This is a genomic window from Mesorhizobium sp. GbtcB19 (assembly GCF_019091085.1).
Taxonomy (GTDB): Bacteria; Pseudomonadota; Alphaproteobacteria; order Rhizobiales; family Rhizobiaceae; genus Mesorhizobium.
This window is the reverse complement of sequence record NZ_JAGXJY010000009.1, coordinates 223,562-244,148: the sequence shown is the minus strand read 5'-3', so window position 1 is coordinate 244,148 and position 20,587 is coordinate 223,562. Positions and strand designations below refer to the sequence as shown.

Here is a 20,587-nt window from a genome sequence, read left to right as displayed (position 1 = left end):
CCTGGAACCGCTTGTCACTCCGCGGGCTGCAAGCCGCCGGACAGCGCGAGGTCGGCCTCTTCCGACAGCTCGCCGGCCATGGCGGCGGCGAACTTGGTCTGGTCGAGCTCGCCTTCCCAGCGCGCCACGACGATGGTCGCGACCGCGTTGCCGACGAAGTTGGTGAGCGCGCGGCATTCCGACATGAAACGGTCGACGCCGAGGATCAGCGCCATGCCGGCGACCGGCACGGTCGGTACGACCGAGAGCGTCGCGGCCAAGGTGATGAAGCCGGCGCCGGTGATGCCGGCGGCACCCTTCGAGCTCAGCATGGCGACGAGCAGAAGCAGGATCTGGTCGCCGAAGGTGAGCGGCGTGTCGGTCGCCTGGGCGATGAACAGCGCAGCCAGCGTCATGTAGATGTTGGTGCCGTCGAGGTTGAAGGAATAGCCGGTCGGGATGACCAGGCCGACCACCGAGCGGTTGCAGCCGGCGCGCTCCATCTTGGCCATCAGGCCGGGAAGTGCGGCCTCCGACGACGAGGTGCCGAGCACCAGCAGCAACTCTTCCTTGATGTAGCGGATCAGCGCCAGGATGGAGAAGCCGTTGTACCATGCCACCGCGCCCAGCACGACGAGCACGAAGAGCAGGGACGTCAGGTAGAAGGTGCCGATCAGCAAGGCCAGATTGGCGATCGCACCGATGCCGTATTTGCCGACGGTGAAGGCCATGGCGCCGAAAGCGCCGATGGGGGCTGCCTTCATCAGGATGGCGACCAAGCGGAAGATCGGCGAGGTCAGCGCCTGCAGGAAATCGACGACCGGACGGCCGCGTTCGCCGACCAGTGCGAGCGCAATGCCGAACAGCACCGAGAAGAACAGCACCTGCAGGATGTCGCCCTGCGCGAAGGCGCCGGTGATGGTGTCAGGGATGATGTTCATCAGGAAGCCGACGATGGTCGTGTCATGCGCCTTCTCGGTGAAGGTCGCCACCTTGGACGGATCGAGCGTCGCCGGGTTGATGTGCATGCCGGCGCCGGGCTGGATGACGTTGGAGACGACCAGGCCGACGATCAGCGCCAGCGTCGAGAAGACGAGGAAGTAGATCATCGCCTTGCCGGCGACGCGGCCGACCTTGTGCAGGTCGGAAACGCCGGCGATGCCGGTCGCCACGGTGAGGAAGATCACCGGCGCGATGACCATCTTGACCAGCTTGATGAACGCGTCGCCAAGCGGCTTCAGCGAAGCGCCCAGGTCGGGGTAGAAATGCCCAAGCAGGATGCCGGCGGCGATCGCCACCAGAACCTGCACATAGAGATGCCGGTAAAAGGGAACCTTGCCGCGCGGTTCGGCGGCAGCGATTGCTGTCTGCATGATATCCTCCGTTCAGCCCCGATCGAGAAAACTCGACCTCCCTGGGGCTATTGACCTCCACAGCCTCGCGGCTGCTGCAGATGCATTTGCAACGCCCGTGCCAGATTGCGCTCCGAGACCCGCTTCATTGATTTTGCTGACTTTTTCGAACTTGCGACGCGCAGCTTGAAGGGCGTCGGTGCGGTTATCCGCATAGGTCGAATTGTGCTTTGTGCGAAAACATGCACAAATGCCGCATGCTGCAACGCCCCGCCGCTGCCCTCGCCTCGACGCCCGAACTGCTTGCCGGGCGGGCGCGGCGTGCCTGGCTGCTGTTCGCGGCGGTGGCGCTGGCGATCATCGCTGCAGCGCTCTACGGCGCCGGGCTCTATGGCCGTTCGACCGAGATCGAGGCCTTGGCCACGCAAGGCCGAACCGACGCAAATCTCAAAGTCGCGCTGCTGCGCGCGGTGCTGGAAAACCCGCGCGCGTTGCCGCTGCTTTTGTCGGAGGATCAGCAGGTCAATGACGCGCTGACGCAACGCAGCCCCGCCGCGATCGATGTCTTGAACCGCAAGCTCGAAGGACTTGTCTCCGGTACGAAGGCTTCGGTGCTCTATGTCACCGGCACGGATGGCCTGGCGATCGCCTCCAGCAATTGGCGCGAGCCGGTGAGCTTCGTCGGCAGCGACTACAGTTTTCGCGCCTATTTCTCAGGCGCAATGCAGACCGGCACCGCCGAGTATTTCGCGCTCGGCAATGTCTCCAAGCGTCCCGGCCTTTACATCTCGCGCCGCGTCGACGGCGCTTCGGGGCCGCTCGGCGTCGTCGTGGTCAAGATGGAATTCGACCAGCTCGAGGCCGACTGGCACGAGGCGAACCGCCCGGCCTATGTCAGCGATGCGCATGGCGTGGTGCTGATCACCAGCGTGCCGTCCTGGCGCTTCCTGACGACTGAGCCGCTCAGCCGGCCGGTGCTCGCCGAGATCCGCGCCAGCCAGCAATTCGGCGATGCGCCGCTGGTGCCCTTGCCGATCGCAAGGCCCCAGGCGCTTTCCGCCGATGTCGCGCTTGTCCATGCCATCACGCCCGGCGGCAGCGACGCCGAGTATCTGCGGCTTTCGACGGCGGTGCCGTCGACGCCATGGCGGCTCGACTATCTCGTTCCAGCCGAAGCGCCGATCGCCGCCGCGCAACGCGAGATGCGGCTTCTGGCGCTGGGTGTTCTCGTTCCTCTCATCGCTCTGGCCGCCTATCTGCTGTGGCGCAGGCAATCGGGCCAGATGCGGATAGCGGCTGAACAGGCGGCGCGCACCGAGCTGGAACGCCGTGTCGCCGAGCGCACGCAGGATCTGAGCCTGGCGCGCGACCGGCTGCAGGCCGAGATCGCCGATCATCGCAGCACCGAGGCGAAACTGCAGGTGATGCAGCAGGAGCTGGTGCAGGCCAACCGGCTGGCGACGCTCGGCCAAGTCGCCGCCGGCGTTGCGCATGAGATCAACCAGCCGGTGGCGACCATCCGCGCCTATGCCGACAATGCGCGCGTCTTCCTGGAGCGCAAGCAAAGCTCCTCAGCCGAGGAGAATCTCGGCGCGATCGCAGCACTTACCGAGCGCATCGGCTCGATCACCGAGGAGCTGAAAGCCTTCGCCCGAAAGGGCCGCACCGCGGCCGAGCCGGTCGAATTGCGCGGTGTCATCGAAGGCGCGGTCGTGCTGCTCAGGAGCCGTTTCGCCGGCCGGCTGGACGCGCTGGCCATCACGCTGCCGCCGCCAACGATGAAAGTGATGGGCAACCGGCTGCGGCTGGAGCAGGTGCTGATCAACCTGTTTCAAAATGCGCTGGAGGCGCTTGAGGGGCGCGACGATGCGCGGGTGGAAGTCAGTGCGGCCGAAAACGCCGAAGACGTGGCGTTGTTCGTTTCCGACAACGGCCCGGGCATTCCGCCCACGATCCTGAAATCTCTGTTCACGCCCTTCAACACGTCGAAGGAAAAGGGCCTTGGGCTCGGCCTCGTCATCTCCAAGGACATCGTCGCCGACTATGGCGGCCGCATCGAGGTGGTGAGCGGCGGCCAGGGCACACGCTTCACCATCCACCTTTCGAAAGCCGGCGCGGCATGACCACGGACAATCCGGCACCAGTGATCCTGATCGACGACGACAGCGACCTGCTCAAGGCGACGAGACAGACGCTGGAGCTCGCTGGCTTCGCGGTGTCGGCGTTCTCGGCCGCCCGCGAGGCGCTGGCGACGCTGGACAAAAGCTTCGCTGGCGTCGTGGTGTCGGATATCCGCATGCCGGAGGTCGACGGGCTGCAGCTTTTCGACCGCGTGCTGCGGCTCGACCCCGATATCCCCGTCATCCTCGTCACCGGCCATGGCGACATCGCCATGGCCGTCAAGGCGATCAAGGACGGGGCCTACGACTTCATCACCAAGCCTTTCGCCACTGAGCGGCTGGCGCAGAGCGTCGCCCGCGCCGCCGAAAAACGCCGGCTGGTAATGGAAAACCGCGCCTTGCGCGAGGCGGCCGAGCAGGCGCAGGAAGGCCTGCCGCTGATCGGCCAGACGCCGGCGATGGAGCGGCTGCGCCGCACGCTCAGACAGATCGCCGACACCGATGTCGATGTACTGGTCACCGGCGAGACCGGCTCGGGCAAGGAGGTGGTGGCCGGCCTGCTGCACCGCTGGAGCCGTCGCGCCAAGGGCAATTTCGTGGCGCTGAATTGCGGCACGCTGCCGGAGACGGTCATCGAAAGCGAGCTGTTCGGCCATGAAGCCGGCGCCTTCACCGGCGCGCAGAAGAAGCGCGTCGGCCGCATCGAGCATTCCAGCGGCGGCACGCTGTTCCTCGACGAGATCGAAAGCATGCCAGCCTCGACGCAGGTGCAGATGCTGCGCGTACTCGAAATGCGCGAAGTGACCCCGCTCGGCACCAATGAGGTGCGCCCGGTCGACCTGCGCGTCGTCGCCGCCGCCAAGGTCGATCTCGGCGATCCGGCGCAGCGCGGCGGTTTCCGCGAGGACCTCTATTACCGGCTCAATGTGGTGACGCTCTCAATCCCGCCGCTGCGCGAAAGGCGCGACGACGTGCCTTTGTTGTTCGGCTATTTCGCCGAGCGCGCCGCCGCCCGTTTCCGGCGCGCCGTGCCGGCGACTTCCGCCGCGGTTCAACGTCAGCTCAGGGAGCATGACTGGCCCGGCAATGTACGCGAACTCGCCCATTTCGCCGAGCGCTTCGTGCTTGGGCTGGAAGACATCGCCGAGGCGTCTTCCCCTGCGGCAGCGCAGAGCGATTCTTCCGCGCCCTTGCCGGAACGGCTCGATCGCTACGAGGCCGAGATCATCCGCGAGACACTTGGTCGCAATGACGGCGACGTTCGCCGCACCATCGAGGCGCTCGGCATTCCACGCAAGACTTTCTACGACAAGCTGCAGCGGCACGGCATCGTGCGCAGCGATTTTTCCAAGGTAGATCAATCAGGTGGAACCGCAACGCCGCTACGCCGTTGAGATCGACCGGGAAACCGTGGCACGTTGGCACCAGCCGGGCGGCGAACGCATCGCCGCGACGGCGTTGCCGGGTTGCGCTCGGCAGGCGTTGATGGTTTGTTGCCGCTCAGCGGAGAACGAATGATGCGCGAATCCCTCGGTCAAGACGAATACGGCTCGACCAGCCCTTTCGACCCGGACGACCTGCCCAATCTCAATGCGATGGGGCCGGCGATGGGCGGCGGCAATGATTTCGAGAAATATGCTGTCGCGGTCATCATCGTCTTCGGCGCGTTGATCATCGGCGGGCTGATGGCCGCCTCCATGTCGTTCGGCCACCGCAACGGCTTCCTGTTCGCGCTTGGCGGCGCCACGGCGGCCTGGATTTCCGGCAATGCGCTGCTGCTCGACCGGCCGCGCATCTATGCGCTGTTCGTCGCCATCGCCGCCGTTATGCTGATCGCTTCGACGATTACGCTGGTGGTGTAACTTTACCTGAGCATGATCTTTTCCAAAAACCGGTTCCCACTTTTTGGGATCATGCTCTAATACCCCAAAGCCTCACCCGCAGCGGCGCGGCTGTCGATGGCGCCGTTGTAGCGCGCGCCGCCGCCCTTCTCGATTTCCGCCAGGCTCTTGCCGCCGACCAGAATACCGGCCGCCTGGCCCCAGGTCTGGTCAGCAAGATCGAGGTGGTAGCCCATGCCGGCAAGCATCCTTTCGGTGTCGGGCGAAAGCCCGAACGGTTCGACATAGACGGTGTCGGGCAGCCATTGGTGGTGGATGCGCGGCGCGTCGATCGCCTCCTGGATATTCATGCCGTGGTCGATGACGTTGACGATCGCCTCCAGCGTGATGGTGATGATGCGCGAACCGCCCGGGCTGCCGATGACCATGAACGGCTTACCGTCCCTGATGACGATCGTCGGGCTCATCGAGGATAAAGGCGTCTTCCTCGGCTGGATGGCGTTGGCCTCGCCCTGGACCAGCCCGTAAAGATTGGGCACGCCGGGCTTCTGGGTGAAATCGTCCATCTCGTTGTTGAGCAGGATGCCGGTGCCGTCGGCAACCACGCCGGCGCCGAAGGAGCCGTTCAGCGTGTAGGTGACCGCGACGGCATTGCCGTCATTGTCGATGATCGAATAGTGCGTGGTTTCCTTCGACTCGCCAAAACCCTTCGGCATAAGCTCCTTCGACACGCCGGCGCGGAACGGATCGATCTTGTCGCGGATGTCCTTCGCGTAGCCTTTGTCGAGCAGTTTCGAGACCGGATTGTCGACGAAATCGGGATCGCCCAGCGCCGAGTTGCGGTCGACATAGGCATGCCGCATGGCCTCCACCATGACATGGACCGTTTCGGCCGATCCGGCGCCGAGATAGGACAGCGGATAGCCTTCCAGCACATTGAGGATTTCGCAGATGATGACGCCGCCCGAGCTTGGCGGCGGCGAGGAGATGATCTCGTAACCACGGTAGTCGCAGGTCACCGGCTTCAGCTCGCGCACTGCATATTGCTCGAAATCGCCCTTGGCAAGGATGCCGCCTTTGGCGCCGCTCGCCTTGACGATTTCATTGGCGATGGCGCCCTTGTAGAAGGCCTCAGGCCCCTTCTCGGAAATGGCTGAGAGCGAGGCGGCGAGATCCGGCTGAACGAGCTTCTCGCCGATGCCGTAGGGCTTGCCGTCTTTTTTCAGGAAGATGGCGGCCGCCGCCGGATCCTTCGCCAGCCGGTCGGCGCTGCCGGCGAAAGAGGCTGCGTCGCCTTGATTGAGCAGGAAGCCGTCCCTGGCGTAGGCGATTGCCGGCGCCATCAGATCCTGTCGCGACTGCGTGCCGTATTTCTCGCGCGCCATCTCGAAACCGGCGACGGAGCCCGGCACCCCGACGGCGAGATAGCCGTCGAGGCTGGCGCCTTTCACCGGATTGCCGTCCTTGTCGAGATACATGGTCCTGGTGGCGGCAAGTGGCGCGCGCTCGCGGAAATCGATGAAGGTCGTGCGGCCGTCCTTCATGCGCACGGTCATGAAACCGCCGCCGCCGATATTGCCGGCATTGGGATAGACGACAGCCAGCGCGTAGCCGACGGCGACCGCGGCATCGACGGCGTTGCCGCCTTTCTTCAGCACCTCGACGCCGACCTCGGTGGCGAGATGCTGGGCGGTCACCACCATGCCGTGCTCGCCCTTGGCGGGAGCCGGCGATGCGGCGAAGGCGGCGGCGGATGGTGTGAGGAGGAAGGCGAGCGAAAGGGAGACGCCGATCAGCGCCCGGCGGGTCAAGGGCATGGCGGTGCTCCTGGCGTTGGGGACGCCTAGGAAAGACCTTGCCGGCAGACCTGTCCACCGCCAATGGCGCTGGACCAGATCAAATCGGATATCTGTCTGTCAGACGATGCCGCCACCTCCACCCGCGACCGCCGGCCGTTCCGCCGCCACCTTGGCGCGGTAGCCGGCTTCGCGATAGGTGGCGACCGGATCGATGGCGCCGCCGGTCCTCAGCCGTGCCATGGCGAGGATCGGCTCGACATCGGTGCGGTAGGCGGCTTTCAGCGTCTGCGTCGCCATCAGCGCGTCGTTCCCGTCCTGGAAGCCTTCCAGCGCCTTGCGGTCGACCAGCAGCGCCTGCGCATAGGCGCGCTGCACCTCGACCGCCGACAGCATCAAGCTTTCGATCGGATCGGTGACGTTGTGGCTCTGGTCGAGCATATGGGCGGGGTTGAAGCCCTTGGCGCCGGCGAGCTCGGCATCGACCAACTCGTTGAAGACCAGGAACAGCCGGTAGGGATCGATCGAGCCGGCATCGAGATCGTCGTCGCCATATTTGGAATCGTTGAAGTGGAAGCCGCCCAGCTTGCCGAACTGGATCAGCCGCGACACGATCATCTCGATGTTGACGTTGGGCGCATGGTGGCCGAGGTCGACCAGGCAGAAGGCTTTGTCGCCGAGTTCCCTGGCGATGATGTAGTTGGTGCCCCAGTCCTGCACGACCGTCGAATAGAAGGCCGGCTCGTACATCTTGTGCTCGGTGAACAGCCGCCAGTCGTCCGGAAGGCCGGCATAGATTTCGCGCATAGCATCGAGATAGTGCTCGAAGGCTTTTGCGAAATTGACCTGGCCGGGGAAGTTCGAACCGTCGCCGATCCACACCGTCAGCGCCTTGGAGCCCAGCGTCTTGCCGATCTCGATGCATTCGAGATTGTGCTCTACCGCCTGGCGGCGCGTGCCGGCATCGGCATGGGAGAGCGAGCCGAATTTATAGGAGCGCTGCTGATCCTTCGCGTCCGAAAAAGTGTTGGAGTTCATGGCGTCGAAGCCGAGGCCGAAGCGCGAGGCCGCCTGCTTCAGCCGGTTCGGATCGGCCTTGTCCCATGGAATGTGCAGCGAGACGGTCGGCGTCGCCTGCGTCAGCTGGCTGATGACGGCGCAATCCTCGATCTTGTCGAAGATGTCGCGCGGCTCGCCGGCGCCGGGAAAGCGGGCGAAGCGCGTGCCACCGGTGCCGACGCCCCAGGACGGGATCGCCACGCCGAATTTTTCCACCTTGTCGCGGATGGCGTCGATGGCGATGCCGCGGCGGTCCAGGCGCTCGCCGAGGGAAGCGTAGTCGCGCTCGAGGTCGGCTTTGCGCGCAGCGTTGTGGCTGGCGACGAGATCGGCGCGGATAATCGTTTCGGACAAAAGCTGTTCCTCCCAAGAATGCGTTCGGCTGGCGCTGCCCCTCATCCGCCTGCCGGCACCTTCTCCCCGTATAGAGACGGGGAGAAGGAAGGCTTATCGCGTAAAACTTTGCGCGTTGCCGGCGTCGACGTTGACGATGTTGCCGGTCGACTTGGCCGACATGTCGGAGGCGAAGAAGTAGATCGCCTCGGCGATGTCTTCCGGGAAGACCGAGCGCTTCAGCATCGAGCGCGAGCGGTAGTGCTCCTCCAGATCGTCGGTCGACATCTTGTAGGCGGCGGCGCGCTGTTCCTTCCACTCGCCCGTCCAGATCTTGGAGCCGCGCAGCACGGCGTCCGGGTTGACGACATTGACCCTGATCTGCGCTTCCGCGCCCTCCAGCGCGAGGCAGCGGGCGAGATGGATTTCGGCAGCCTTGGCGGTGCAATAGGCAGACGCATTCGGCGAGGCCGCGAGCCCGTTCTTGGAGGCGACGAAGACGACGTTGCCGCCGATCTTCTGGGCGCGGAACAGGCGGAAGGCCTCGCGCGAAACGAGGAAATAGCCGGTGGACAGGATGTCCATGTTCTTGTTCCAAAGCGCCAGCGTCGTTTCCTCGATCGGCGCGGAAGACGCCAGGCCGGCGTTCGAGACCAGGATGTCGATGCCGCCGAACTCGACCGACGTTTCGGCGAAGCCGGAAAGCACCTGGTCCTCGGAAGTGACATCGATGCGCACCGGACGGACGAAGTCCTTGCCGAAGGCTTTCGAGAGCTCGTCATTGGCGCTGGCGAGCGCTGTCTCGTCGATGTCGGCCAGCACCACGCAGGCGCCTTCGCGCAGCAGCCGGTTGGCGGTGGCGCGACCGATGCCGCCGGCGCCGCCGGTGACCAGCGCGATCTGACCGGCCAGCGCTTTCGGCTTCGGCAGGCGCTGGAGCTTCGCTTCCTCGAGCAGCCAATATTCGATGTCGAAGGCTTCCTGCGCCGGCAGGCCGACATAGGACGAGACGGTGGAGGCGCCGCGCATGACATTGATGGCGTTGACGTAGAATTCGCCGGAGATGCGGGCCGTCGCCTTGTCGCCGGCGAAGGTGAACATGCCGACGCCCGGCATCAGATAGACCACGGCATTGGGATCGCGAATGGCGGGCGAATCCGGATGCTTGCAGCTGTCGTAATAGGCCTGGTAGCCGACCCGATAGGCGGCGATGTCGTCGGCAAGGCGCGCGATCACGGCGTCGACATCCGGGTTCGCCGGGTCGAATTCGATCACCAGCGGCCGGATCTTGGTGCGCAGGAAATGATCCGGGCATGAGGTGCCCAGTGCCGCCAGCGGCCGCAAATCCTTCGAGTTGACGAATTCGAGGACCGCCGGCTGGTCGTCGAAATGGCCGAGCTTGTGGCTTTTTTCCGAAATCAGGCCGCGAATCCTCGGCATCAGCTTGGCGGCAATGGCGCGGCGCGCCGGCGCGTCGAGCGCCTTCACCGCCTCGCCGCCGAAGATCGCCTTGCCCTGCGATTTGCGCTCGAACCAGTCGATCGCCTGGTTGATCACCGAGATCGTCGTTTCGTAGCATTCCTTCGGCGTGCCGCCCCAGGTGAACAGGCCATGGCTTTCGAGCACGACGCCCTTGGCGTCCGGGTTTTCCAGGCAGAATTTCTCCAGCCACATGCCAAGCTCGAAGCCGGGCCGCTTCCAAGGCAGCCAGCCGATGGCATCGCCGAAGATCTCCTTGGTGATCGCCCTGGAATCCTTGGCGGCGGCAACCGCGATGATGGCGTCGGGATGCATGTGATCGACGCAAGGCTTCGGCACGAAGGCGTGCAGCGGCGTATCGATCGAGGCCGCGCGCGGATTGAGGTTGAAGGTGCAGTGGGGCAGATAGCCCACCATCTCGTCTTCATGCGCGAGGCCGCGATAAAGCCCCTTAATGGCGCGCAGCTTGTCCATGTAGAGCGTGGCGAAGCCGTCGAGCTTGATCGAAGCGCTGTCGCCGCCGGAGCCTTTCACCCACAAGACCTCGACTTCCTCGCCGGTCAGTGGGTCCTTCTGCCAAACCTTGGACGAGGTGTTGCCGCCGCCATAATTGGTGACGCGCTTGTCGGATCCCAGCGTGTTCGAGCGATAGACCAGAAGCTCGGGACCGCTCATCCCTTCGGCTTTTGCATCGTCCCAAAGATTGGCGAGGCGCGAGCCGGAGCGCTTGTCGAGCATAGGTATCCTCCCTTGGAGCGCGAACGCCGCACCCCTCATTTCTCGTTCGGGAATGTCTACGCAAGCGTCCCACTTGTCAATCACAAACGATCAATATCGATCATATTGCACTGCACAATGAAAATATATGATCGGAAATGATTGACACTGCGCGTTTTCTAAGGCCTGATGCTTGGGCAAGGGAGGAACCATGCACGAAAAAGAACGCCACAGGATCATTCTGTCCGCCGTCCAGGAAAAGCCTGTGGTGACGGTGCAGGAGATGGTCGAGCTGACGGACTCCTCCGAGGCGACGATCCGGCGCGACATCGCGGCGCTGCACGTGCAAAAGCGCTTGCGCCGGGTGCGCGGCGGCGCCGAGGCGATCTCGCCGCCGCAGTTCATCGGCCTTGCCGGCCGGCCCTTCTCCGTCAACGAAACGCTGAACGCCGCGCAGAAACGCGCGATCGCCCGGGAAGCGGTGAACCTTTGCGCGGACGGCGAACCGATCATCATCAATGGCGGCACCACCACCTTCCAGATGGTGCATTTCCTGACCGGGCGCCGCATGCCGATCTTCACCAACTCCTTCCCGATCGCCGAGCATCTGCTCAAGCACTCGAAGAACACGGTGATGCTGTCGGGCGGCACGATCTACCGCGAGCAGAACATCATCCTGTCGCCCTTCGACAATGACGTGACGCGCAACTTCTATGCGCGGCGCATGTTCATGGGCGCGCAGGGGCTGGGGCCGCTCGGGCTGATGGAGGGCGATCCGCTGCTGATCCAGGCGGAGCAGAAATTGATCGACCAGGCCGACGAGTTGGTGGTGCTGGTCGATTCCTCGAAATTCCGCATGCGCTCCAGCCTGATCCTGTGCGGGCTGTCGCGCATCGCAACCGTGATCACCGATGACGGAATCGAGGACCGCGAGGCCAAGATGCTGGAAACGGCGGGCGTGGCGCTGATCGTCGCCCGCAAACAGTCAAACGATAGGGAAGAATCTTCACTGCAGGCCTGAGGGAAACTCACGCCCGCAGCGGCGATGGAATGCAAACGCTCAAGGGAGGATGTTCGATGAGCTTTTTGAAGAAACTGCTGGTTACGGCGGCCTTTTCCGCCGCCATGTTCGTGAATGCCGCCTATGCCGAGAACGTCAAGATCGCGCTGGTCGTGAAGTCGCTCGGCAACGGCTTCTTCGACGCCGCCAACAAGGGCGCCGAGGAAGCGGCCAAGGAACTGGGCGATGTCGACGTGATCTACACCGGCCCGACCAAGGCGACCGCCGAAGCGCAGATCGAGGTGATCAATTCGCTGATCGCGCAGAAGGTCAACGCCATCGCCGTTTCGGCCAATGACGCCGACGCGCTGGTGCCGGTGCTGAAGAAGGCGATGGAGCGCGGCATCACCGTGATCTCGTGGGATTCCGGCGTCGCCAAGGAAGGCCGCCAGCTCCACCTCAACCCGTCCGACACCGGCCTGATCGGCGAGACGATCATCAAGCTCGCCGCCGACTACCTGCCGGAAGGCGGCGATGTTGCGATCCTGTCAGCCTCCTCGACCGCGACCAACCAGAACGCCTGGATCGAAGCGGCCAAGAAGGTGCTGCCTGAGAAGTTTCCGAAGATCAAGCTGGTCGCCACCGTCTATGGCGATGACGACTCGGCCAAGAGCACCGACGAGGCCAAGGGCCTGTTGAAGTCCTATCCGAACCTCAAGGCGATCATCGCGCCGACCACCGTCGGCGTCGTTGCCGCCGCGCAGGTGGTGACCGACGAGAACCTGATCGGCAAGGTCAATGTCACCGGCCTTGCGCTGCCGTCGGAGTTCAAGAAGTTCATCGACAACGGCGCCAGCCAGGCGGTTGCTCTGTGGAACCCGATCGACCTCGGCTACTCGGCGATCTATCTCGCCCATGATCTGGCGGTGAAGAAGGAAGAGGCCAAGCCCGGCGCCACACTGTCGATCGGCCGCGTCGGCAAGGTGACGCTCGACGACACCAACTCGGCCGCGATGGCTCCGCCCTTCCAGTTCGACAAGACCAACATCGAGAAGTTCTCCAAGATCTATTGATCCTGGTCGACTTAACGCTCATGCGGCGGGGCACTTGTCCCGCCGCAACGTCAAACGGACCTTCTTTCAGGGCCTGATACGGATATGGACACGACAGCCCAGCGCAAAATGGAGACGGAGCGGCCCGAGCCCTCTGGCCCGTCGCAAAGCGCTTCTCCGCGCCTGACGCTTTCAGGCATCTCGAAAAGTTTTCCGGGCGTGCGCGCCCTGCACAATGTCAGCCTGTCGCTCTATCCGGGCCAAGTCACCGCGCTGATCGGCGAAAACGGCGCCGGCAAGTCGACGCTGGTCAAGATCATGACCGGCATCTACCAGCCGGATTCCGGCGAGATCAGCATTGACGGCCAGGCCACGACGCTGCCCAGCGCGCATGCCGCCTTCGGCCACGGCATCACCGCCATCCACCAGGAAACCGTGCTGTTCGACGATCTGTCGGTCGCCGAAAACATCTTCCTAGGACATGCGCCGCGCACCCGCCTCGGCACCATCGACTGGCGCACCATGCGCAAGAATGCGCGCGAGGTGCTGGAGACGATGCGCGCCGGCCATATCGATGCCGACGCGCGGCTGAAGGACCTCGGCATCGCCAACAAGCATCTCGTGGCTGTCGCCCGCGCGATGTCGATCGATGCGCGCATCGTCATCATGGACGAGCCGACAGCAGCGCTCTCGATGAAGGAGATCGAGGAGTTGTTCCTCTTGATCGAGTTCCTGAAGAGCGAAGGGAAGGCGGTGCTCTTCATCAGCCACAAGTTCGACGAGATCTACCGCATCGCCGACCGTTATACTGTGTTCCGCGACGGTGAGATGGTCGGTGAAGGCCTGTTGAAGGACACCAGCCAGAACGAGATCGTGCGCATGATGGTCGGCCGCAACGTCGACCACATCTTTCCGCGGCGCGAGCCGAAGATCGGCGCGCCGGTGCTTTCCGTCTCCGGCCTGTCGCATCCGACCGAATTCGACGACATCGGCTTCGAGCTGCGCAAGGGCGAGATCCTCGGCTTTTACGGACTGGTCGGCGCCGGCCGCAGCGAGGTTATGCAGGCGATTGCCGGCATCACCCGCACGAGCCGCGGGGCGATTTCGCTGGATGGCCAGCCGATCGCGCCGAAATCGGCGGCGGATTCGATCGAGGCCGGCATCGTCTATGTGCCGGAAGAGCGCGGCAAACAGGGCGTGGTCATCGGCCTGCCGATCTTCCAGAACGTGTCGCTGCCGTCGCTTGCGCGCACCTCGAAATCCGGCGTGCTGAAGCTCGCGGAAGAGTTCACGCTCGCCCGCTCCTACACCGAGCGGCTCGATCTGCGCGCCTCGTCGCTCAGCCAGGATGTCGGCACGCTTTCCGGCGGCAACCAGCAGAAAGTGGTGATCGCCAAATGGCTGGCCACAGCGCCGAAGGTGATCATCCTCGACGAGCCGACCAAGGGCATCGACATCGGCTCCAAGGCCGCCGTGCACGGCTTCATGGCCGAACTGGTCGCGCAAGGGCTTTCGGTGATCATGGTGTCGTCGGAACTGCCGGAAATCCTCGGCATGTCGGACCGCGTCGTGGTCATGCGTGAAGGCCGGGTCGCGGCGACCTATGACAACAAGGGCCTCGACGCCGAAACGCTGGTTCGAACGGCAGCGGGGATCGCGGCATGAAAAGCTTCCTCAAATATCGCGAAATCTGGCTGCTGGCAGGCATCGTCGTGCTGATCGGCCTGATCTCGACGCGCTTCCCCGGCTTCGCCGACCCGGCCAATCTGCGCCAGGTGTTCAACGACACATCGATCCTGATGATCCTGGCGCTGGGTCAGATGGTGGTGATCCTGACGCGCTCGATCGACCTGTCGATGGCGTCGAACCTCTGCTTCACCGGCATGGTGGTGGCGATGCTCAATGCCGCGCATCCGGCAATCCCGACCCCGGCGCTGATCGTCATCGCGTTGCTCGTCGGCCTGGTGCTCGGCGCGATCAACGGTTTCCTGGTGTGGCGGCTGAACATCCCGTCGATCGTGGTGACGCTGGGCACGCTGACCATCTATCGCGGCGCCACCTTCGTCGTTTCCGGCGGCGCCTGGGTCAATGCCGACCAGATGAGCCCGGATTTCATCAACTTCCAGCGCGTCGTCTTGCTCGGCCTGCCGGTGCTGTCCTGGATCGCGCTTTTGGTGATCGCGCTGTTCTTCCTGGTGATGACGCGAACCGCGATCGGCCGCTCGATCTACGCCATCGGCGTCAATCCGACCGCCTCGGTCTATGCCGGCATCGATGTCGGCCGCACCAAATTCATCGTGTTTTGCATCTCGGGCATGATCGGCGGGCTCGCCGGCTATTTGTGGATCTCGCGCTACGTGATCGCCTCGGTCGAGGTCGCCAACGGCTATGAGCTCAACATCATCGCCGCCTGCGTCATCGGCGGCATCTCGATCGCCGGCGGCATCGGCTCGGTCGGCGGCGCGGTGCTCGGCGCGCTGTTCCTCGGCATCATCTCCAACGCGCTGCCGGTCATCAACATCTCGCCCTTCTGGCAGATGGCGATCTCGGGCAGCGCCATCATCCTGGCCGTGGTGCTCAATGCGCGCGGCGAGCGCCGGCAGGGCCGCATCATCCTGAGAAAGGCGGAAGCGGCATGACCGACACCCCTGCCCCGCGCCACATTCCCGACCGGCTCGACAAGCCGCTGTCCTCGGCGATCTTCTCCTGGGAGGCGCTGCTCGTCATCATCGCGATCGCCATCTTCACGGTGAATAGTTTCGCCTCGCCCTATTTCCTCGATCCGTGGTCGCTGTCGGACCTCACCTTCAACTTCACCGAAAAAGGCCTGATCGCGCTTGCCATGGCGCTGCTGATCATCTCCGGCGAGATCGATCTCTCGGTCGCCGCGATTGTCGCGCTCGCCTCGACGATGATGGGCATGGCCGTCCAGGCCGGCGCCGGCACGCCGGTGCTGGTTGCGATCGGCATCGTGGTCGGGCTCGGCTGCGGCGCTTTCAACGGGCTGCTGGTCACCCGGCTCGGCCTGCCGTCCATCGTCGTCACCATCGGTACGATGAGCCTGTTTCGCGGCATCGCCTTCATCATCCTCGGCGACCAGGCCTATAAGGGTTATCCGGAGAGCTTCGCCTTCTTCGGCCAGGGTTATGTCTGGTGGGTGTTCTCGTTCGAGCTGGCGCTGTTTCTCGTCGCGGCCTTGATCTACTGGTTCGTGCTGCACCGCACGAGCTTCGGCCGCCGCGTCTTCGCCATCGGCAACAATCCCGTCGCTTGCCAGTTCTCCGGCGTGCGCGTCGGCCGCATCAAGTTCATCCTGTTTTGCCTCACTGGCCTGATGTCGGGCATCGCCTCCGTGCTGATCACCTCGCGGCTCGGCTCGACAAGGCCGTCGATCGCCCAGGGCTATGAGCTCGAGGCGATCACGATGGTGGTGCTCGGCGGCGTCTCGATCCTCGGCGGCGCCGGCAGCATCCTCGGCGTCGTGCTCGCCGCTTTCATCATGGGGCTGGTGACTTTTGGGCTTGGGTTGCTCAACGTGCCGGGCATCGTCATGTCGATCTTCATCGGCCTCTTGCTGATCATCGTCATCGCGCTGCCCATCCTCTGGCGGCGGCTGCGTGAAGGGCGTTTCGCCTGATGGAAAAATACGCCTTCAAGATGAAGCTCAATCCGGGCATGAAGGCGGAATACAAGCGCCGCCATGACGAGACCTGGCCATCGCTGGTCGCGCTTTTGAAACAGGCCGGTGTCTCCGACTATTCGATCCATCTCGACGAGGAGACCAACATCCTCTTCGGCGTGCTTTGGCGCGAAGACGGCCACGGCATGGCTGACCTGCCCAGGCATCCGGTGATGCAGCGCTGGTGGGCACATATGGCCGACGTGATGGAGACGAAAGCCGACAACGAACCGCTGGCGGTGCCGCTCGAAACGATGTTCCATATGGCATGATCCGCCATGTCGCCGTCATCGATATCGGCAAGACCAACGCCAAGGTGGCGCTGGTCGATCTCACGACGCTGAGCGAGATCGCGCTGCGCCGGATGGCCAATACGCCGGTGCGGCACGCGCCCTACCCGCATCACGATGTCGAGGCGCTGTGGACATTCATCCTGAACAGTCTCGCTTATCTTAACGGCGAAAGGCGAATCGACGCGATATCGATCACCACGCATGGCGCGACGGGCGCACTGGTCGATCACTCAGGCGAACTGGCACTGCCGGTGCTCGACTATGAATTCGACGGCCCTGACAGGCTGACAGAGGAGTACAACGCCGTCCGCCCGCCCTTCGCCGAGACCGGCACGCCGCGGCTGCCGGCCGGCCTCAATCTCGGCGCGCAGTTTTTCTGGCAGCAGAAGCGCTTCCCGGCGGAATTCGCCAGGGCGGCCGCGATGCTGACGTATCCGCAATACTGGGCGCTGCGGCTGACCGGCATTGCCGCCAACGAGGTCACCTCGCTCGGTTGCCACACCGATCTGTGGAATCCCTGGACGTCCGACTATTCGCCGCTGGTCGACAAGATGGGCTGGCGCCAGCTGATGGCGCCGGTGCGGCCGGCAAGAGAGCGGCTTGGTCCGATCCTGCCGGTGTTTGCGCGGCGCACCGGGCTCGACCCGCAGACGCCGGTGTTCTGTGGCCTGCACGATTCCAACGCCTCGCTGCTGCCGCATCTGTTATCCGACCAGCCGCCCTTCTGCGTCGTTTCAACCGGCACGTGGGTTGTGTCGATGGCGGTCGGCGGCAGGAAGGTTGAACTCGACCCGGCGCGCGACACGCTGGTCAATATCAATGCGCTCGGCGATCCCGTGCCTTCGGCGCGCTTCATGGGCGGACGCGAATTCTCGCTTTTGACCGACGGCCAGCCACAGGAATGGATCGATGACGATGTTGCCGTCGTGCTGGCGCGGCAGGTCCTGCTTCTGCCTTCCACGCAACAAGGGTCCAGACCGTTTCCGCATCGTGACGCGCAATGGGTCAATGCCGAGGACTTGAGCCCCGGGCAGCGCTTCGCGGCCATTTCGTTCTATCTGGCGCTGATGACCGCGACCTGCCTGGAATTGATCGGCGGCGATGGAGCGACGACCGTCGAAGGACCTTTCGCGCGGAACCCGCTTTTCGTCAGCATGTTGGCGGCGGCGACGGAGCGGCCGGTCATCGCATCGGAGACTTCGACCGGGACCAGCATCGGCGCCGCGCTGCTGGCGTCGGACGGCACACCCACGATGAGCATGGGCGAGCGGACCGAACCGCCGGCGGAGCCGGCATGGCAAGCCTACAGGCAAGCGTGGCGGAAGATCGCCACCGCGTAAGCCAACCGCTCAGCGTCTTGTCCCGTAGAGCAATCCCTGAGGGTCGATCTGCGGCTTGCGGCCGGCAACGACGTCGGCGAGGAATTGGCCCGAGCCGCAGGCCATGGTCCAGCCGACATGGCCGTGGCCGGTGTCGAGATAGAGGTTGCGGTATTTCGCCTGGCCAATCACCGGAACCGAGTTCGGCATCATCGGCCGCAAGCCGGCCCAAAACACGGCTTTCTTCTCGTCGAAGGCGCCCGGGAAGAGGTCCTTGCCGGTTTCGAGGATGGTCCTGAAGTCGCGCGGCTTGAAGCTGCGGTCGAAGCCGGTGAACTCGGCCGTCGAGGACATGCGCAGGCGATTGCCGAGCCTCGAATAGCCGATCAGCCGGTCCTCGTCGGCGCCGCCCATGGTCGGCCCCTTGCTCTCGTCCTTCAGCGGAATCGTCGCGGTGTAGCCCTTCACCGGATAGACCGGCAGGTCGATGCCGTAGCGGCGTCCAAGCAGGCCGCTTTCCGGCCCCATGGAGATGACGACGGCGTCGCCGGTTACCGGGCCGGCCGAGGTGATGACCGCGCGCACGCGGTCGCCTTCGATATCGAGGCCCTCGATCGTCGTGCCGAACAGAAACTTCACGCCAAGCTTTTCGGCGGCATAGGCGGCAAGGCTGTCGGTGAACTGCTTGGAATCGCCGGTCTGATCGATCGGCGAATAGATGCCGCCGGCGATCTTTTCCTTGACGCCGGCAAGGCCGGGCTCCAGCTCGACCAGGCGCTCGCGGCCGACGATCTCGATCGGCAGGCCGTGCTCCGCGAGATAGCGGTAGTTGTCGGTGCCGGTGTCGAGGCTCTTCTGGGAGCGGAAGAAGTAGAGAATGCCCTTCTTTCGCTCGTCGTACCGGATGCCGGTTTCCTCCGACAGTTGATTGATGCACTCGCGAGAATGGAGCGCCAATCTCAGCTTGATATCGGTGTTGGCGCGCAGCCGCTTCACGGTGCATTCGCGCAGGAAGCGCAGGCTCCAGAGATAGAAATAGGGGTCGAGGCGCAGCCTGACCTTGATGCCGAGATCGTGGTTCCAAAGCGCGCGCAGGAAGGTCTTCAGCGCGGCGGGCGAAGCCCAGGCGGTGGCATCGCCCGGCGACACCAGGCCGGCATTCGACTGGCTGGTGCCGCGCGCCGCCGCTTCGTGGCGCTCGATCACCGTCACCTCGTGACCGTCTTTGGCCAGATAGTAGGCGGCCGCCGTGCCAACCACGCCGGCGCCAAGAACCAGGACCTTCATGCCATCCCCTCAGGATCGAACAGGGAGCGACGCTTGGACAACGCCCCTGGCGATCCCATAGCGCGTCTCGCAGCGCCGGACGAGTCCTTGGCCCAACAGGTCAGTTTCGAACGGAGTTCTTGGTGGTCAGGATGCGTTCCCAGGCCAACGCGTCGTTGACGATCAGGTCGAGATCGTCACGTTGCGGCGTCCAGCCGAGCTCCTTGCGGGCAAGCTCGGAATTGGCGACCACCGCGGCGGCGTCGCCGGGACGGCGCTCGCCCATGCGCACGTCGAAATCATGGCCGAAGGCGCGGCGCACGCTGTCGATCACTTCCAGCACCGAATAGCCATGGCTGTAGCCGCAATTGGCGACGAGGCTATTCCCCCCGGCGCGCAGCCGCTGCAGCGCCAGCCGATGCGCCGCCGCGAGATCGCTGACATGGATATAATCGCGCATGCAGGTGCCGTCCGGCGTCGGATAGTCATCGCCGAAGACCTGCATGAAGGGGCGCTTGCCGAGCGCGGTCTCGCAGGCGACCTTGATCAGATGCGTGGCGCCGGGCGTCGACTGCCCGGTGCGGCCCTTGGGATCGGCTCCGGCGACGTTGAAGTAGCGCAGCGCCGTGTAGCGGATGTCGTGCGCCAGCGCCGCGTCGCGCAGCATCCATTCGCTCATCAGCTTGGAAAGGCCATAGGGCGATTCCGGCGCAAGGCGGGCATCCTCGCGCACCGGCTCCAGCCCGGCGCCACCATAAACGGCGGCGGTGGAGGAGAAGATGAAGTGTGGCACGCCCTCGCGCACCGCGGTTTCGATCAGCGTGCGGGTCTTCGAGGTGTTGTTCTCGTAATAGCCGAGCGGATCGGTGACCGATTCCGGCACCACGATCGAACCGGCGAAGTGGATGATGGCGTTGACATGATTGTCGCGGATGATCCGGCCGACCAGGTCACGGTCGGCGACATCGCCGACGACGAGCTTTGCCTCCGGGGCCACCGCCCATTCGAAGCCGGTGGAAAGCCGATCGAGCACCACGACGCTTTCGCCGGCGTCGAGAAGCTCCCAGACCATGTGGCTGCCGATGTAGCCGGCACCGCCCGTCACCAAAACCGTCATCATTTACCTCGCTGATCAAGATTTATCGGAAACTGTCTCAACAGCTGCCTTGCTGGAAACCCCGCCGCAAGTCTGTATGGTTCGACCCAGGTCGTCCTCACCGCTGCACACTTTGGACGACATGCATTATCCTCCCGGAATGTTAAGTCCGTAACAGTTCCTCCCGCCCGAGGCATCGTACTGAA

16 protein-coding genes are annotated in these 20,587 nt (G+C 64.2%); 10 read left to right on the top strand and 6 right to left on the bottom strand.

Annotated features, from left to right (window positions below; translation table 11 throughout):
* Nucleotides 1–14: 14 nt before the first annotated feature.
* Entirely contained in the window at nt 15–1,352 is a 1,338-nt protein-coding gene (locus KVT37_RS17850; RefSeq protein WP_217575372.1) for a dicarboxylate/amino acid:cation symporter, read from the bottom strand.
* A gap of 236 nt (nt 1,353–1,588) precedes the next feature.
* On the opposite strand from KVT37_RS17850, the gene KVT37_RS17845 reads away from it, so the two are divergent.
* The 3 genes from KVT37_RS17845 to KVT37_RS17835 all read left to right on the top strand — a co-directional run bounded on the left by KVT37_RS17845 (nt 1,589) and on the right by KVT37_RS17835 (nt 5,313).
* Complete coding sequence (locus tag KVT37_RS17845; protein ID WP_254634090.1) at nt 1,589–3,454, top strand: sensor histidine kinase; 1,866 nt, start codon at nt 1,589–1,591, stop codon at nt 3,452–3,454.
* Nucleotides 3,451–4,845, top strand: coding sequence for a sigma-54 dependent transcriptional regulator (locus KVT37_RS17840; RefSeq protein WP_217575368.1), 1,395 nt, complete (start codon nt 3,451–3,453; stop codon nt 4,843–4,845). Before KVT37_RS17845 ends, KVT37_RS17840 begins: the two co-directional genes overlap by 4 nt.
* A gap of 120 nt (nt 4,846–4,965) precedes the next feature.
* Nucleotides 4,966–5,313: a hypothetical protein gene (locus KVT37_RS17835; RefSeq protein ID WP_246680626.1), complete on the top strand. Its 348-nt coding sequence runs from the start codon at nt 4,966–4,968 to the stop codon at nt 5,311–5,313.
* A 56-nt stretch (nt 5,314–5,369) separates the two neighbouring features.
* Here the strand turns inward: KVT37_RS17835 and ggt are convergent, their stop codons facing one another.
* The 3 genes from ggt to KVT37_RS17820 form a co-directional block, all read right to left on the bottom strand.
* Complete coding sequence (ggt, locus tag KVT37_RS17830; protein ID WP_217575366.1) at nt 5,370–7,109, bottom strand: gamma-glutamyltransferase; 1,740 nt, start codon at nt 7,107–7,109, stop codon at nt 5,370–5,372.
* A gap of 99 nt (nt 7,110–7,208) precedes the next feature.
* A complete protein-coding gene (gene rhaI / locus KVT37_RS17825; RefSeq protein WP_217575364.1) occupies nt 7,209–8,501 on the bottom strand; it encodes an L-rhamnose catabolism isomerase in 1,293 nt (430 codons plus the stop codon).
* A 93-nt stretch (nt 8,502–8,594) separates the two neighbouring features.
* Nucleotides 8,595–10,697, bottom strand: a complete 2,103-nt coding sequence (locus KVT37_RS17820; RefSeq protein ID WP_217575362.1) for a bifunctional rhamnulose-1-phosphate aldolase/short-chain dehydrogenase — start codon at nt 10,695–10,697, stop codon at nt 8,595–8,597.
* A 190-nt stretch (nt 10,698–10,887) separates the two neighbouring features.
* Between KVT37_RS17820 and KVT37_RS17815 the strand changes: the two genes are divergently transcribed.
* The 7 genes from KVT37_RS17815 (at nt 10,888) to KVT37_RS17785 (ending at nt 18,040) form a co-directional block, all read left to right on the top strand.
* Complete coding sequence (locus tag KVT37_RS17815; protein ID WP_217575360.1) at nt 10,888–11,697, top strand: DeoR/GlpR family DNA-binding transcription regulator; 810 nt, start codon at nt 10,888–10,890, stop codon at nt 11,695–11,697.
* A 56-nt stretch (nt 11,698–11,753) separates the two neighbouring features.
* Nucleotides 11,754–12,749: a rhamnose ABC transporter substrate-binding protein gene (gene rhaS / locus KVT37_RS17810; RefSeq protein ID WP_140647400.1), complete on the top strand. Its 996-nt coding sequence runs from the start codon at nt 11,754–11,756 to the stop codon at nt 12,747–12,749.
* A gap of 108 nt (nt 12,750–12,857) precedes the next feature.
* On the top strand, nt 12,858–14,393 hold the full coding sequence (locus KVT37_RS17805) for a sugar ABC transporter ATP-binding protein (protein ID WP_217575424.1): 1,536 nt from the start codon (nt 12,858–12,860) through the stop codon (nt 14,391–14,393).
* Entirely contained in the window at nt 14,390–15,367 is a 978-nt protein-coding gene (locus KVT37_RS17800; protein ID WP_217575358.1) for an ABC transporter permease, read from the top strand. Before KVT37_RS17805 ends, KVT37_RS17800 begins: the two co-directional genes overlap by 4 nt.
* Nucleotides 15,364–16,365, top strand: coding sequence for an ABC transporter permease (locus KVT37_RS17795; RefSeq protein ID WP_217575356.1), 1,002 nt, complete (start codon nt 15,364–15,366; stop codon nt 16,363–16,365). Before KVT37_RS17800 ends, KVT37_RS17795 begins: the two co-directional genes overlap by 4 nt.
* On the top strand, nt 16,365–16,679 hold the full coding sequence (rhaM, locus tag KVT37_RS17790) for an L-rhamnose mutarotase (protein WP_217575354.1): 315 nt from the start codon (nt 16,365–16,367) through the stop codon (nt 16,677–16,679). The genes KVT37_RS17795 and rhaM overlap by 1 nt, the downstream gene beginning before the upstream one ends.
* A complete protein-coding gene (locus KVT37_RS17785) occupies nt 16,676–18,040 on the top strand; it encodes an FGGY-family carbohydrate kinase (RefSeq protein WP_217575351.1) in 1,365 nt (454 codons plus the stop codon). Before rhaM ends, KVT37_RS17785 begins: the two co-directional genes overlap by 4 nt.
* 9 nt (nt 18,041–18,049) lie before the next feature.
* On the opposite strand, the gene KVT37_RS17780 is transcribed toward KVT37_RS17785, so the two are convergent.
* Both KVT37_RS17780 and galE read right to left on the bottom strand, forming a co-directional pair.
* A complete protein-coding gene (locus KVT37_RS17780) occupies nt 18,050–19,306 on the bottom strand; it encodes a D-amino acid dehydrogenase (protein WP_217575349.1) in 1,257 nt (418 codons plus the stop codon).
* 100 nt (nt 19,307–19,406) lie between these two features.
* Nucleotides 19,407–20,402, bottom strand: a complete 996-nt coding sequence (galE, locus tag KVT37_RS17775) for a UDP-glucose 4-epimerase GalE (protein WP_217575422.1) — start codon at nt 20,400–20,402, stop codon at nt 19,407–19,409.
* Nucleotides 20,403–20,587: the final 185 nt, after the last annotated feature.